This window comes from Gordonia prachuapensis, from assembly GCF_036350515.1.
Classification (GTDB): Bacteria; Actinomycetota; Actinomycetes; order Mycobacteriales; family Mycobacteriaceae; genus Gordonia; species Gordonia prachuapensis.
This window is the reverse complement of record NZ_JAZDUE010000021.1, coordinates 35914-51383: the sequence shown is the minus strand read 5'-3', so window position 1 is coordinate 51383 and position 15470 is coordinate 35914. Positions and strand designations below refer to the sequence as shown.

The following is a 15470-nucleotide window of genomic DNA, read 5'->3' as shown; positions in this document are numbered from 1 at the left end:
CTAGAAGTCGATCTCGACGGGCGAGAGGGGTTCGGAGCAGCAGAGCAGGATCTTGCCCTGGGTGATCTCGCGGTTGCGTATGCCGCCTTGGTGATTCATCACCACGTCGCCGGACAGCTTGGTCACCTTGCAGGAGCCGCACAGGCCGACGCCGCAGGTCGAGGGCAGGGTGACCCCGGCGGCGGCCGCGGCCGCGAGGATGGTCGTCCCGGGCGCGACGGTGATGCGGCGCGAGCGTCGGGTGAAGTCGACGACGACACCCGCGGGATCGGCGGCGTCGTCGGCGGTCGGCAGGCTGAATCCGAAGCTCTCCTCGTGGATGAGCGACAGATCGCCACCCGCTGCGACGAGCGCGCTGCGCACGCCGCTGCGGAACCGTCCGGGACCGCAGAGGAAGACGACGCGCTCACCGAGGTCGGGGCAGACCCGGGCGAGCATCTGCTGATCCACCCGGCCGCGGTGGCCCGTCCACTCGGGCAGCTCGTCGACCGGCATGCGGGTCGCCGCGAACGCGAGGTTCACGTTGGGGTAGCGCTGCGCGAGGTCCTCGAGTTCGTCGCGGAACGGGATGTCCTCGACCGTCGGGGCGCTGTGCACGAACACGATGTCGGTGGGCGCCTCGGAGTCGGTGATGGTCCGGACCATCGACATCACCGGCGTGATCCCGCTGCCCGCCGAGATGAACAGGTATTTGTCGGCCGGCCGGGCGTGAAAGCTGAACCGTCCCATCGGGCCCGACGCCCACACCATCATCCCGGGCACCATGTTGTCGTGCAGCCAATTGGAGACGTGCCCGCCGACGACACGCTTGACCGAGATCGAGATCGTCCCGGGCCGGGTCGGCGGTGACGAGATGCTGTAGCAGCGCTGCACCTCCCGGCCGTCGATCTGCAGGGTGAACGCGAGGAACTGTCCGGGCTGGAAAACCAGCGTCAACGACTCAGTGCCGGAACCGGACCCGGCGGCGTCGAGGGCCATGTGCGGCAGAACACGGAAGGTGAAGGTGGTGATGTCGCGGGTGACATCGGCGCGGTCGACGCACACGAGGTGGTGGTCCGTCGCGGTGGCGGCGTCAGTGGCGGCGCCGACCGATTCCGGGCGTTCCTGCAGGGCCGTCATCACGCGGTCTCGGCGGTGTCGGTGATCAGGGTGGGTGTGATCGGGGCGGCAGGGATCGCGAGATTGGCCCGCAATGCCGTGATGTACCAGTTGATGAACGCCTCGACCTGGAACTCGGACGGACCGTAGGGGCCGGGAATGTAGGCGGGGCTGCTGATGCCCTGCTGTGCGAGGGCCACCAGATCGGCGTCCTGCTGATTGGTGATGTCCCAGACCGAGGTGAGGCGGTCGAGGTCGTAATCGACGCCTTCGACGGCGTCGGCGTGGACCAGCCAGGTGGTCCGGACCAGCGTCTTGTCAGGGGCGATCGGGATGACCGAGAAGAGTAGTGCGTGGTCGCTGGTCACGTGCAGCCACATGTTGGGCTGCATGTGCATCGACAACCGGCCGAGGCGCTTCTCGCCGAAGTCGCCGAGCAGCCGGGTGCACGCGATGGTGCCGTCCAGCGTGAACGATTCGCCGGCGAGATCCATCGCCTCGCGCTCGATGTGGAATCCGGTTGTACGCGTGTCGAGTTGCTCGATCCTCGGATAGGGGAGGCCATGTCGGTCCCAGATCTCGATGAGCTCGGCGGTGGCCTGACGGTACCGGGCGAACACCGGTCGGAGCCGGCCCGGGATGGCCTCGTTGTCGCTGTATCCCCAGGTCGGGAAGAACACGTTGAGCAGTTCGGGGTGCCCGTCGCAGTGGTAGCACTCCCGATTGTTCTCCATCGCGAGCTTCCAGTTGCCGTCCTCGACGAGGTCGGTCTGCTTGGCGACCTTCGCGCCGGCGAGGCCATGCGGCCGCAGATAGGGCTCGACGATCTCGGCCACCTCGTCGATGTCGGTGGGCGGCTCGGCGGCCAGGCAGATGAAGACCAGGCCCGCGATCGTCCGGACGTGGACGGAACGCAGTGAGTAGCAGGACTTCTGGAAGCCGGGCGCCTGTGCGTCGGCGTAGAGGAGCCGCCCGTCCATGCCGTAGGTCCACGAGTGATAGCTGCACACGATGGTGCCGGTCGAGCCGCCGGACTCGGTGAGCAACCGCGCGCCACGGTGCCGGCACACGTTGTGGTGGGCGCGGACCCGTCCGGCATCGTCGCGGGTGACGATGACCGATCGGGTGCCGAAGGTGATGGTGACGTAGTCGCCGGGTTCGGCGATCTCGGCCTCGGCTGCCACGAAAAGCCAGCGCTTGGAGAAGATCTCGTCGAGATCGAGATCGAAGAACTCCTGATCGACATAGAAGGGGGCGGGCAGGCTCTGTCCGACCGCGCGGTCACGGATGAACGGTATGAGTCGGGTGGTCATCGTGGAAGCGAATACCAATCTCTGCCAGGGATTTACATGGATCACTCGATGCGGTTCCCACGCCCCGGTCTACGTCGACCGCGGCGGGGCCGCACAACCCTCGGTGCTTCCGAGTTGCGCATTACGCAACACTGCGCAGCTCATGCAACAAGTGTGCGGCCTGTCGGGTGTGCTGTCAAGCGCGACGCCCGGCCGCTCCGCGCGGGGATCGGTGCAGGTAGGCGGCCCGTCCGGTTTGCGGAGATTTCCCGTCAGATCTGCGGGTCCACCGAAGATCGTGAAGCGGTGAAGAGGCCGGATCCGGTAGACGATCCCGGGTAGGGTCGGACCATGACGCGGTGGTTCGACGATGCGATCGTGGACACGGGCCGGCTGCCGCTGTTCTTCCTGCTCGTCGCGTTCGTCCTCACGTTTCTGTTCATCCGCATCAGCGTCCGCATGATCCGTGCCGAGGTGAGTTGGTGGCCGGGCAACGTCACCCCGGGCGGCGTCCACGTGCATCACGAGTTCTTCGGCATGATCGCGATGTTGTTGTCGGGGTTCGGCTTCGTGGCACTGGCGAGCTTCGAGACGCCGATCGCCAACTGCGTCCTGGCCGCCGTCTTCGGCATCGGCTGCGCGCTCGTGCTCGACGAGTTCGCGCTCATCCTGCACCTACGGGACGTGTATTGGGAAGAGGAAGGGCGCACGTCGATCGACGCGGTGTTCGTGGCGATCGCGATCGGGCTGTTGTTCCTGCTCGGGTTGCGGCCGATCGGGTTCGCGGAGGTCGACGAGTACCGCGCGACGACCGACGGGTCGACCCGCATCGGATTGCTGATCTCGCTGATTCTCGTGGTGGCGTTGGCCGTCATCACCCTGCTCAAGGGCAAGGTGTGGACCGGTCTGCTGGGTATGTTCCTGCCGCCGTTGCTGATCGTCGGGGCGTGGCGGGTGGCCCGGCCGCGCTCCCCGTGGGCGCGGTGGCGGTACGGGGAGAAGCAGGGCAAACAACAGAAGTCGCTTGCGCGGGAACGTCGATACCGGGAGCCGGTCGTGCGATGGAAGATCCTGTTCCAGGAGTGGGTGGCCGGCAGATTCGGGGTCCCGGAGCAGCCGGTGCGTCCCGCCGCCCCCGCGCCGGGTCTGGCAACGCCGGCGTCGTCGCCGAACCGGATCGTCACCGCGATCCGCTGGCGTCGGACCAAACGCGATCTGAAGCGTGACCCGCCGTGGCGGCTGCCCATGTTCATGGTCGCGGTGGCGATCGTCGCCGGCCTGATCTCCATCGGCATCGACGATTCATTCGGATCCCGAGAACTGGACGCCAGTACCACCGCGACGCTGCTCGGTGTGATCGCCGGAGCGATGGCCACGTTGACCGGCCTGGTGTTCACGGCCGTCACGCTCGCAATGCAGTTCGGCGCGTCGCAGATCTCGATCCGCGTCATCCCGATGCTGCAGCAGGACCGGGTGATGCGGGCCTCGGTGGGGCTGTTCCTCGCCACGTTCGCATTCACCGTGATCGTGGCCGTGGACCTCACCACCGTCGCCGACGAGGCGGAGGCCCCGGTGGTCTCCACCGCGATCGCCATCGTGCTCACCCTGGCGAGCGCATTCCAGTTCATCGTGCTGATCGGCAAGGTCGGCAGCATCCTGAACTCCACCCAGTTGCTGCGCTGGATCGAATCCGAGGGTCGTGCGGCCGTGCGACGCCTCTATCCGGATCATCCGCGCGATGTTGGGAAGCAACCGATCAGATCGCAGCCGATCAGCACGGGCAGTCCCCCGCCGGACGATTCCCTGCCGGACGATTCCCTGCCGGACGATCCCCTGCCAGTGAGCCTCGTGGTGACGCTCCGCGATGCCCCCACCCAGGGGCGGGTGCTGCTCGCGATCAACCTGGGCCGCATCCAGCGGCTCGCGGTGCGCTGGGGCGTCCGGGTCGACCTGCTCGTCGGCGTCGGCGACTACGTCCCGCACAACGCGGGCGTGTTCGAGATCATCGGCGACGCCCGGCAGGTCCGGCCCGCACCGCTGCTCGGGTGCCTGCTGTTCGGCGACACGCATCGGCCGTCGGTCAGCCCTGCGGCGGCGTTGCAGGCGATCTCCGATGTCGCGCTGAAGGCGCTGTCACCCGCCATCAACGACCCGAGCCGCGCGGTGCAGGCGATCGATCATGCCGGTGACCTGCTGTTGATGCTGGCACCGAGGGTCGCCGCGGAAGAGAAGAGCAGCACGCTCACGATGATCAGCGGCTACCGGCGTACCTGGGCCGACTACGTGGGGATCGGGACCGACCAGATCCGCCACTACGGGCACAACTCGATCCAGGTGCAACGCCGGCTCCGGGCGCTCTACGAGACGTTGGCCGAAGAGTGCGCCGATGACCAGCAGGAACCGTTGCGGGCGCGGATGGAGGCCCTCGACGCGGAGATCGACCAGGACTGGCGCGCCGAGTTGGATCGGCGGCTCGCCGAGGCGGCCGACCGTCAGGGGTACGGGTCGGAGGCCGGGCGGGTCCGGCACCGCCGTATCCGCATCAACACGTCGACATGAAGCGCGTCGCCTCGCGCAGTGCGAGACGCGATTCGGGGATCAACCGGCCGAACATCTGGAACACATGCCCCTGGCCGGGCCATTCCTGCAGGCGCACATCGCCTCCGGCGGTCCGCATCACCCGCGCGATCGCCCGTGCATCGTCCCCCATCACCTCGAGTCCGCCCACCTGGATGAGTGTGGGCGGGAGGGCCATCGTGTCGTCGAGCGCGATGCGCATGCGCGGGTGGTCGGGCTCGGTCGTCCCGGTGTAGAGCTGCAGAATCCGTTGGGCGGCAACGGCATCGATGATCGGATCGCGGGCCCCGCGGGCCTGGTTGGCGACCGCCAGATCGAATGTCGGGTCATAGAGCGGGGAGAACATCACCAGTCCGCGCGGCTGACCGACGCCGCGGCGATGGTTGTCGGCGATCAGATCGAGTGCCAGATGCCCACCGGCGGAATCGCCGGCAACCACGATCTGGTCCGGCTGGTAGCCCTGGTCGAGCAGCCAGTGGTAGCCGCGGATGGCGTCGTCGCCGGCGGTGGGGAATCGGTGTTCGGGCGCGAGCCGGTAGTCGAGGCTGAACGCCGACCATCCCGTCCGTCGGGACAGCCGGGCCACCAGTCCGCGATGCGTGCGCGCCGAACAGACGACGTAGCCGCTGCCGTGCAGGTAATAGATGATCCGGGTGTCATCGGGGGTGGCGGGCCGCGGTGGGCCGCCGTGCGCGCTCACCCATTCACCGCGCACCTGTCCGGCCGGCACACCGTCGCCCCCGGTGCGACGGTCGCGCACCGGGTCGATGCGGGTCCCACCAGGCGTGGGAGCCAGGGCGACCAGCGACCGGTTCAGCCCCGGCCGCATGGCGGCGATCCGGCGCGGCGACGGTCCGGATCTACCCATGCTCGCCACCATCAGCGGGTGGGCGACCCGGGCGAGATAGGTGTTGACGGCTCGCGCGCGTACCGAGCCGGGCCCGTCCGGGCGCCACTGCTGATCGGTGGTCCGTACACTCACATCACGACGCTAACCCTGTGAGCGTCTCACGTGCGACATTTGCGCTGCATACGCTGCGAAATCATCACAGTTGTGCTATCCGGATTTCGATACCGGGCACCTGCCGTGAGAAAATGGCTGACAATGCTTTCGCGTGAGCAGGGTGGTGCCGGGGCGACCAGTCGACCCCGGGTGCACCGTCAGCAACGGAGCTGACACGGACGCCGCCAGTGGCCGTAGGACCTCCCAGGTCAGCCCAACGATTGCGGGAGGGCCTCACCGGCCGTGGCAGCGTCGGCAAGGACAGACGTCACAGTGTCGCGATCAGACACTCGAGGGTGAATGCGTGCGCAGCGTCGCGCACACAGAGGCGAACTTATGAAGCATGCTCCGGGCCCCGTGGGGCTGTATGACCCGGTCAACGAGCACGACTCCTGCGGTGTCGCATTCGTCGTCGACATGCACGGACGTCGCAGCCGCGACATCGTGGACAAGGCCATCACCGCGCTGGTGAACCTCGAACACCGTGGTGCGGCCGGCGCCGAGCCGAACACCGGCGACGGCGCCGGGATCATGATCCAGGTCCCGGACCGCTTCCTGCGTGAGACCGTCGACTTCGAGCTGCCCGAGCCGGGTTCCTACGCCACGGGCATCGCCTTCCTGCCGCAGGGTTCAGAGGACGCACGCGCGGCCACCGAAGGTGTCGAGAAGATCATCGAGGCCGAGGGCCTCACCCTGCTCGGCTGGCGTGAGGTGCCCACCAACGAGACCTCGCTCGGGGCGCTGGCCCGCGACGCGATGCCGACGTTCCGCCAGGTGTTCATCGCCGGTGCGGAGGGCATGGACCTCGAGCGCAAGGCGTTCGTGGTGCGCAAGCGCGTCCAGGCCGAACTCGGCACCAAGGGCGCCGGCGCCGACGGTCCCGGCCGCGAGACCGTGTACTTCCCGAGCCTGTCCGGTCAGACCTTCGTCTACAAGGGCATGCTGACCACCCCGCAGCTGCGCGAGTTCTACCTCGATCTCCAGGATTCGCGGGTGGAGAGCGCGCTCGGACTCGTGCACTCCCGCTTCTCCACCAACACCTTCCCGTCGTGGCCGCTGGCGCATCCGTTCCGCCGCGTCGCCCACAACGGTGAGATCAACACCGTCACCGGCAACGAGAACTGGATGCGGGCCCGCGAGGCGCTGATCGACGCGGCACAGTTCGGAGACGGCGACATCGCCGAGAAGATCTTCCCGACCTGCACCCCGGGTGCGTCGGACACCGCCCGCTTCGACGAGGTGCTCGAATTGCTGCACCTCGGTGGCCGCAGCCTGCCGCACGCCGTGCTGATGATGATCCCCGAGGCGTGGGAACGGCACGAGTCGATGAAGCCCGAGCACCGGGCGTTCTACGAGTACCACTCGGCGCTCATGGAGCCGTGGGACGGACCGGCGTCGGTGTGCTTCACCGACGGCACCGTCGTCGGTGCGGTGCTCGACCGCAACGGTCTGCGCCCCAGCCGCATCTGGGTCACCAAGGACGGCCTCGTCGTGATGGCGTCGGAGGTCGGTGTGCTCGACATCGACCACGCCGACGTGGTGCAGAAGATGCGCCTGCAGCCGGGCCGCATGTTCCTGGTGGACACGGCCGCCGGTCGCATCGTCGACGACGAGGAGATCAAGGACGAACTCGCCGCCGAGCACCCGTATCAGGAGTGGCTCGACCAGGGTCTCGTGCACATCGACGACGTCGAGGCGCTGCCGCACGTGCACATGGCCCACGACCGGGTCACCCTGCGCCAGCAGGTGTTCGGTTACACCACCGAGGAAATGAACCTGCTGGTGGCGCCGATGGCCAAGACCGGCGCCGAGGCGATCGGCTCCATGGGTACCGATACCCCGATCGCGGTGCTGTCGGCCCGGCCGCGGATGCTGTTCGACTACTTCCAGCAGATGTTCGCGCAGGTCACCAACCCGCCGCTGGACGCCATCCGTGAGGAGGTCGTCACCAGCATCGGCGGCACCATCGGCCGCGAGGCCGACCTCCTGCACCCGGGGCCGGAATCCTGCCGCCAGATCGTGCTGCCCGAACCGGTCCTGGACAACGACACCCTGGCCAAGCTGGTCAACATCGACGAGAACGGCGACCTGCCGGACTTCCGCAGCGCCCACATCCACGGCCTCTACGAGGTGTCCGAGGGCGGCGCCGGCCTGCGCCGCGCGCTCGACGAGATCCGGGCCAAGGTGAGCGCTGCGATCGCCGACGGCGTGTCGATCATCGTGCTCTCCGACCGCGAGTCCGACGAGAAGCTCGCCCCGATCCCGTCGCTGCTGCTCACCTCGGCCGTGCACCATCATCTGGTGCGCGAGCGCAAGCGCACCCGCGTCGGCCTCGTCGTCGAGTCCGGTGACTGCCGTGAGGTGCACCATGTGGCCGCGCTCGTCGGCTTCGGTGCCGCCGCGGTCAACCCGTACATGGCGTTCGAGTCGATCGAGGACATGGTCGAGCGCGGTGCGCTCGGCGACATCGACTTCGCCACGGCCAAGAAGAACTACATCAAGGCCGCCGGCAAGGGTGTGCTGAAGGTGATGTCGAAGATGGGCATCTCCACCCTCGCCTCCTACACCGGCGCGCAGCTGTTCCAGGTGATCGGCCTCTCGCAGGAGACGGTCGACGAGTTCTTCACCGGTCTCAACAGCCAGCTCGGCGGCATCGGTCTCGACGAGATCGCCGACGACGTCGCGACCCGGCACCGTCTGGCGTTCACCGACCGGCCCACCGAGCGTGCGCATCGCGAACTCGAGGTCGGCGGCGAGTACCAGTGGCGCCGCGAGGGTGAATACCACCTGTTCAACCCGGACACCGTGTTCAAGCTGCAGCATTCGACGCGCACCGGGCAGTACAAGGTCTTCAAGGAGTACACCAAGCTCGTCGACGACCAGTCGGCCAAGATGGCGTCGCTGCGCGGGCTGTTCGACTTCAATTTCGGTGACCGCGACCCGATCCCGATCGACAAGGTCGAACCGGCCAGCGAGATCGTCAAGCGGTTCTCCACCGGCGCGATGAGCTTCGGCTCGATCTCCGCCGAGGCCCACGAGACCCTCGCCATCGCCATGAACCGCCTCAAAGGCCGGTCGAATTCCGGTGAGGGCGGCGAGGATCCGCGACGGTTCCATCACGACGAGAACGGTGACTGGCGGCGCAGCGCGATCAAGCAGGTGGCGTCCGGCCGCTTCGGCGTGACGTCGCACTACCTCACCAACTGCACCGACATCCAGATCAAGATGGCCCAGGGCGCCAAGCCCGGCGAGGGCGGACAGCTCCCGCCGCACAAGGTGTACCCGTGGGTCGCCGAGGTGCGCGGCTCGACGCCGGGCGTTGGCCTGATCTCGCCGCCGCCGCATCACGACATCTACTCGATCGAGGATCTCGCGCAGCTGATCCACGACCTGAAGAACGCCAACCCGCAGGCCCGGATTCACGTGAAACTGGTCTCCGAGGTCGGTGTCGGCACCGTCGCCGCGGGTGTGTCGAAGGCGCACGCCGACGTGGTGCTCATCTCCGGCCACGACGGCGGCACCGGCGCGACCCCGCTGACGTCGATGAAGCATGCCGGCGCCCCCTGGGAGATCGGCCTGGCCGAGACCCAGCAGACGTTGCTGCTCAACGGACTTCGCGACCGGATCGTCGTCCAGGTCGACGGACAGCTCAAGACCGGCCGCGACGTCGTGGTGGCCGCGCTGCTCGGTGCCGAGGAATACGGCTTCGCCACCGCACCGCTGGTGGTGTCGGGCTGCATCATGATGCGCGTCTGCCACCTCGACACCTGCCCGGTGGGTGTCGCGACGCAGAATCCACTGCTGCGTGAGCGGTTCACCGGCAAGCCGGAGTTCGTGGAGAACTTCTTCATGTTCATCGCCGAAGAGGTGCGAGAGCTGCTGGCGCGCCTCGGGTTCCGCACCCTGCAGGAGGCGGTCGGACACGTCGAGGCCCTCGACACGGCGAAGGCCCTGTCGCACTGGGGGTCGTCGAAGGCCGGCAAGCTCGACCTCAGCTCGGTGCTCGCGATGCCGGAATCGCCGTTCATGAACCAGGACCTGTACTGCTCCGGCGTCCAGGACCATTCGCTGGACAAGGCACTCGACCAGCAGCTGATCGCGCAGAGTCGGGAGGCCATCGACAGCGGCACCCGGGTGTCGTTCAGCTCGAAGATCACCAACGTGAACCGCACCGTCGGAACGATGCTGGGCCACGAGGTCACCAAGGCCTATGGGGCACACGGCCTTCCGGACGGCACGATCATGATCGACTTCACCGGATCGGCCGGCAACAGCTTCGGCGCATTCGTGCCCAAGGGCATCACGCTGCGACTCGAGGGTGACGCCAACGACTTCGTCGGCAAGGGACTCTCCGGCGGACGCCTCGTGGTGCGACCCGCCCGCAACGCGCCGGAAGGCTTTGTCGCCGAAGGCAACATCATCGCCGGCAACGTCATCGGGTTCGGCGCCACCAGCGGCAAGATCTTCCTCCGCGGTGTGGTCGGCGAGCGGTTCTGCGTCCGCAACTCGGGCGTCACCGCGGTCGTCGAGGGCGTCGGCGACCACGGGTGTGAGTACATGACCGGTGGACGCGTGGTGGTCCTCGGTGACACCGGACGCAACTTCGCGGCCGGCATGTCGGGCGGTATCGCCTACGTGTACGACCCGTTCGGCAAGCTCGGCGACAACCTGAACACCGAACTCGTCGACATCGAGGAGCTCGAGGACGAGGACATCGAGTTCCTCGCCGCCATCGTCGACGAACACCGTGCCGAGACGGATTCCCCCGTCGCAGCAGCGGTACTCGCCGACTGGGAGAACACCCGCGGCAAGTTCTCGAAGGTGATGCCGCGTGACTACAAGCGCGTGTTGCTCGCGATCGAGACCGCGGAGCGCAACGGACGAGACGTGAACGAAGCGATCATGGAGGCCGCACGTGGCTGACCCCAGAGGTTTTCTCAAGCACACCGAACGCGAGCTGCCGGACCGTCGGCCGGTGGAACTGCGTCTGCTCGACTGGAACGAGGTCTACACCGACTTCGACCACAAGGAGCTGCAGACTCAGGCCAGCCGGTGCATGGACTGCGGAATCCCGTTCTGCCACAACGGTTGCCCGCTGGGTAACCTGATCCCGGAGTGGAACGACCTGGTCTACAAGGACCGCTGGTTCGACGGCATCGAGCGACTGCACGCCACCAACAACTTCCCGGAGTTCACCGGGCGGCTGTGCCCGGCGCCGTGTGAGGCGTCGTGTGTGCTGGGCATCAACCAGCCGGCCGTGACGATCAAGCAGGTCGAGGTCGAGCTGATCGACAACGCCTTCGAGAACGGTTGGGTCACGCCGGTCCTGCCGACCGAGAAGACCGGCAAGTCGGTCGCGGTGGTCGGTTCGGGTCCCGCCGGACTCGCCGCCGCACAGCAGCTCACCCGCGCGGGACACGACGTCACGCTGTTCGAGCGGGCCGACCGCATCGGCGGGCTGCTGCGCTACGGCATCCCCGAGTTCAAGATGGAGAAGCGCCACATCGATCGCCGCCTCGAGCAGATGGAGGCCGAGGGCACCGTCTTCAAGACCGGCGTGAACGTGGGCGTCGACGTCACCGTCGAGCAGCTGCGTGCCGACTTCGACGCGGTGATCCTCGCCAACGGCTCCACCATCGGTCGCGATCTGCCGATCCCGGGCCGCGAGCTCGACGGCATCCATCAGGCGATGGAGTTCCTGCCGCAGGCCAACCGGGTGCAGCTCGGCGACACCGTCGACGGACAGATCACCGCCAAGGGCAAGAAGGTCGTCATCATCGGTGGCGGCGACACCGGCGCCGACTGCCTGGGCACCTCGCTGCGCCAGGGCGCCGAGATCGTGCACCAGTTCGAGATCATGCCGAAGCCGCCGATCGAGCGCGCCGAGTCCACCCCGTGGCCGACCTACCCGCTGATGTACCGGGTGTCGTCGGCGCACGAAGAGGGCGGCGAGCGCGTCTACTCGGTCAGCACCGAGCAGTTCCTCGGCGAGAACGGCAAGGTCACCGGACTCAAGGCCCACGAGGTCGTGATGAACGACGGCCGCTTCGAGAAGGTCGAGGGCAGCGAGTTCGAGCTGGAGTGCGACCTGGTCCTCTTCGCCATGGGCTTCGTCGGTCCGGAACGTGAGGACCTGCTCGACAAGATGGGCGTCGAGTACGACCAGCGTGGCAACATCAAGCGCGACGACGACTTCGCGGCCATCGGCCAGGACGGCGTCTTCGTCGCCGGCGATGCCGGTCGTGGCCAGTCGCTGATCGTGTGGGCGATCGCCGAGGGCCGGTCGGCCGCCGCCGCGGCCGACGCCTACCTCGCCGGCCGGTCCGACCTTCCCGCGCCGATCGTGCCCACGCAGGTCGCCCAGCGCTGATCCGGACGGCCGACCTGACCGTTCGGACAGGTCGGCCACCCGACGCGCGGAACAGCACTTTCCCGACATCGGTGCAATGTCCCGTCGGCTAGGGCACAGTGGTGCATACAGGTGCCCCCAAGAAGCGGGGGTCCGTCCAGGCGCGAACCTGACAGGATTCCCATGACCACAGCGTCCGCGGAGGACCGGCGCGTCCGTCCCAAGGATCGCAAACAGCGAATTCTCGCGACGGCCGCGGAGTTGTTCCGCACCTCGGGCTACCACAGTGTGTCGATGAGTGACATCGCCGCGGGCGTGGGCATCGTCCCGAGCGCGCTGTATCGCCACTACCGCAACAAGCAAGAACTGCTGGTGGCGGTGTTCGACAACGCGCTGAGCCGGTACGAGGAAACGCTCGCCGACTGCGACGACCCGTTCGAGTGCGTGAGCCGGGTGGTGGGCATCGCCGACGACTCCCAGGCGATGGACCAGCTGTGGAGCCGCGACAGAGGGCATCTCCGCCCAGCCGATCGAGCCCTATTGCGGCTGCGGATCGTCGGCGTGTCCGAGTCGCTGGAGAAGGCGATCGCGCAGGGTGCAGGCCCTGCCGGCGTCCCTTCGCGCGTCGCGGCGTGGGCGGTGCTGGCCATCGTGAACTGGCCCGGGCACCGGCCGCTGCCGGTGCCTGCCGGCGACCGGCAGCGCATGATGCTCACCGCCGTCCGGGCCGTCGTGAACGCCTGTCGGGGCGACGGCGAGGAACCCCATCAGTGGCCCGCCAACGGCACGGTCGACGAGAGCAGCCCGGTGCCGACCGAGCCCGCGACCGGCCTTCTGCCCGTCGCGCGGCGGGAGGCGTTGCTCAACGCGGCGATCACCATGTTCGCCGTCGACGGGTACGCCAACGTGAGCCTCGACGACATCGGCGAGGTCGTCGGGATAGCCGGGCCCAGCGTCTACAACCACTTCGCCAGCAAGCGCGAACTGCTCGTCTGCGGGGTCAACCGGGCATTCGACGCCATGTGGCTGGAGCTCGGCCGGGTGCTGTCGCAGACCACCGATCCCGCCATCGCGCTCGACATGCTGGTGTCGGGGTACGCGCGGTTCGCGCAGGCCCATTGGGACCTGATCGCAGTGTGCTTGTCGCACACCGTGATGCTCGACCCCGACGAGATGATGGCGCTGGCCCGGACCTACCTCGACTATGTCGGTGAGTGGCGGCGATTGGTGCAGCTGTGCCGACCGGAACTGCGTGCCGACGAGGCGCAGACTCTCGTGGATCTCACGCTCGCCGTGATGGACGGGGTGGTGCGGGTCGACGGGCTGCGCGGTCCGGAACTCCCCGGCCACGCACACCGGTTGGCGAAGGCGGTGCTGCAGGCACCGCTCGTCACCTGAACTCTCGTCACATCGCGGTCAGTACCCGAGACATCTGCTTCGGAACCGTGTCGGCGAGCCTGCCGAACGCCAACTGCGCGATCGGATCGGCGATCTTCGCGACGCCGTTGAAGTCCACGTGGGCGTGATAGGTGACAACCGTTTCCGACTCGCCGTGGGCGCGGAACGTCATGTCATCGACCGAGGTGGCCGTCTTGTTGCGACCCGTGAACACCAGATGGTCGGGATCGTCGCGCGTCAGCTCGTAGACGAGCGTCGTCGAGATGCCGTACAGCTTCGTCTCGTTGTGCCAGCGTGTGCCCACCGCGATCGGATCGGTGCCGATCTGCTCACAGCGCTGTGTACCCGGGTCCCAATCCACGGCGTTCGCGAAGTCCCGCATGTAGGCGACGATCTCGTCGCGGGGACGTTGCACGGTGAAGGTTCGGGACACGTCGACCATGACCACTCCTGTCGTCGGCGGGTGTTGCTTGCACGGTGTATTCGGCGACGTCCACCGGTTCGGATGGGTCGGGCAGGAACTTCCCGCAACACGTTCGTCTCGCAACACCGCCGACCTCGCTACACTCGGGACACGAGACGCAGTCCGGCGGTAGAGGGAGGGCGACGATGCGTCTACGTTCAGTGATCACCGGCGTGATGGCCCTGGTGACGGCGATCGGTACGAGCATGGGTGTCGGGGCGCCGTCGTCGGCCGCGCCGGCCGGATGCCCCGAACTCTACGTACTCGCCATCCCCGGCACCTGGGCCAATGGTCAGAATCCCGGAATCCTCGGTGACATCACCACCGGGCTCGGGGCCGAGACACGCGTCCAGTACGTCGGCTACGACGCGACGGCGTTCCCCTGGGAGAAGGCCGTCTACGGAAAATCCAAGGCGCAGGCGGTCGCCAACACCACCGGGCTGGCGCGCACGATGCTGCGGCGGTGCCCGGGCACCCGGATCGCGGTGGTCGGCTACAGCCAGGGCGCCGACGCCGCGGGTGACTTCGCATCGGAGGTCGGCACGGGACGTGCCGCGATCCGACCGGGCCAGATCGCCGGGGTCGTGCTCCTCTCGGATCCGCGCCGTTCGCAGCGCGACAATCTCGTGGGGCCGCCGCTTCGCTGGGAGGGCAGCGGTGGTCCGCGCCTCGACGGCATGGGCTGGGTGTTGCCCCGCGCCTTCACGATCTGCGAACCCTCCGACCTGTATTGCAATGTGCCGCAGGACTACTTCATCACCCGCATCGTCGGGTACCTCGCCGAGACCAGCGATCCCACGCCGTCACAGATCGGCCAATATCAGGCCGAGGCGGGCGCGATCATCAGCGAGCTGCTCACCCTCGGTGGTCCGGGAAAGATCGTCGAGGAGCTGTCCAACGCACGCGCCCGCGAGCAGATCATCTCGTTCAACCGCTTCCTGCAGTCGGGCGCACACGCCAACTACGCCACGTTTGCGGTCCAGCCGGGCGTCACCGCGGTTGGGTGGGCGCACCGGTTTCTAGCCGGGCTCGCCTGATCCGCGACCCCGCTGAGATCGCTTGCATCCGTGCACTATTCGACATCGCTGATGCACCGGCATCCGAAACCGGGCATTCACCCCAAATAATCCAGACGTAACAATCCGTCGATAGCTTCCCCTCTGTGTGCGTCTCCCGTACACAAGAACGTCATCGGAACGTAGGGGTGGGTTCACCGAACACGCCTGCTGCGCACGAGTCGCGACGTTCTGTTCGGCCGGAGATCGGGGGTATCCGGCCATGACCAGTGTC

At 67.5% G+C, this 15470-nt stretch carries 9 protein-coding genes; 5 read left to right on the top strand and 4 right to left on the bottom strand.

The features are described from left to right. Together V1Y59_RS20940 and V1Y59_RS20935 are read right to left on the bottom strand one after the other, a co-directional pair. Positions 1-1119 (bottom strand): FAD-binding oxidoreductase, encoded by a 1119-nt coding sequence (locus V1Y59_RS20940; protein ID WP_330506999.1) that lies wholly within the window; start codon positions 1117-1119, stop codon positions 1-3. Continuing rightward, on the bottom strand, positions 1119-2411 hold the full coding sequence (locus V1Y59_RS20935) for an aromatic ring-hydroxylating oxygenase subunit alpha (RefSeq protein ID WP_330506969.1): 1293 nt from the start codon (positions 2409-2411) through the stop codon (positions 1119-1121). Before V1Y59_RS20935 ends, V1Y59_RS20940 begins: the two co-directional genes overlap by 1 nt. A gap of 330 nt (positions 2412-2741) precedes the next feature. Between V1Y59_RS20935 and V1Y59_RS20930 the strand changes: the two genes are divergently transcribed. Next, entirely contained in the window at positions 2742-4949 is a 2208-nt protein-coding gene (locus V1Y59_RS20930) for a DUF2254 domain-containing protein (protein WP_330506968.1), read from the top strand. Here V1Y59_RS20930 and V1Y59_RS20925 read toward each other — a convergent pair. Next, on the bottom strand, positions 4933-5949 hold the full coding sequence (locus V1Y59_RS20925) for an alpha/beta hydrolase (protein ID WP_330506967.1): 1017 nt from the start codon (positions 5947-5949) through the stop codon (positions 4933-4935). The two genes, V1Y59_RS20930 and V1Y59_RS20925, sit on opposite strands and share 17 nt — an antisense overlap. A gap of 357 nt (positions 5950-6306) precedes the next feature. Here V1Y59_RS20925 and gltB point away from each other — a divergent pair, with 357 nt between their 5' ends. The 3 genes from gltB to V1Y59_RS20910 all read left to right on the top strand — a co-directional run bounded on the left by gltB (position 6307) and on the right by V1Y59_RS20910 (position 13717). Then, positions 6307-10893, top strand: coding sequence for a glutamate synthase large subunit (gltB, locus tag V1Y59_RS20920; protein WP_330506966.1), 4587 nt, complete (start codon positions 6307-6309; stop codon positions 10891-10893). Further along, the gene (locus V1Y59_RS20915) at positions 10886-12340 is read left to right on the top strand and encodes a glutamate synthase subunit beta (protein WP_330506965.1); all 1455 of its coding nucleotides are present in this window, start codon (positions 10886-10888) and stop codon (positions 12338-12340) included. The genes gltB and V1Y59_RS20915 overlap by 8 nt, the downstream gene beginning before the upstream one ends. 162 nt (positions 12341-12502) lie before the next feature. Then, positions 12503-13717, top strand: coding sequence for a TetR/AcrR family transcriptional regulator (locus V1Y59_RS20910; protein WP_330506964.1), 1215 nt, complete (start codon positions 12503-12505; stop codon positions 13715-13717). Positions 13718-13724: 7 nt separating this feature from the next. Here the strand turns inward: V1Y59_RS20910 and V1Y59_RS20905 are convergent, their stop codons facing one another. Next, positions 13725-14159, bottom strand: a complete 435-nt coding sequence (locus V1Y59_RS20905; RefSeq protein WP_330506962.1) for an SRPBCC family protein — start codon at positions 14157-14159, stop codon at positions 13725-13727. Between the two features lie 197 nt (positions 14160-14356). Here V1Y59_RS20905 and V1Y59_RS20900 point away from each other — a divergent pair, with 197 nt between their 5' ends. After that, a complete protein-coding gene (locus tag V1Y59_RS20900; RefSeq protein ID WP_431309252.1) occupies positions 14357-15217 on the top strand; it encodes a cutinase family protein in 861 nt (286 codons plus the stop codon). Positions 15218-15470 lie beyond the last annotated feature (253 nt).

Coding starts and splice junctions, on each gene's coding strand:
- V1Y59_RS20940 (WP_330506999.1), bottom strand. CDS start 1,119: ATGACGGCCCTGCAGGAACGCCCGGAATCGGTCGGCGCCGCCACTGAC.
- V1Y59_RS20910 (WP_330506964.1), top strand. CDS start 12,503: ATGACCACAGCGTCCGCGGAGGACCGGCGCGTCCGTCCCAAGGATCGC.
- gltB (WP_330506966.1), top strand. CDS start 6,307: ATGAAGCATGCTCCGGGCCCCGTGGGGCTGTATGACCCGGTCAACGAG.
- V1Y59_RS20930 (WP_330506968.1), top strand. CDS start 2,742: ATGACGCGGTGGTTCGACGATGCGATCGTGGACACGGGCCGGCTGCCG.
- V1Y59_RS20935 (WP_330506969.1), bottom strand. CDS start 2,411: ATGACCACCCGACTCATACCGTTCATCCGTGACCGCGCGGTCGGACAG.
- V1Y59_RS20900 (WP_431309252.1), top strand. CDS start 14,357: ATGGCCCTGGTGACGGCGATCGGTACGAGCATGGGTGTCGGGGCGCCG.
- V1Y59_RS20905 (WP_330506962.1), bottom strand. CDS start 14,159: ATGGTCGACGTGTCCCGAACCTTCACCGTGCAACGTCCCCGCGACGAG.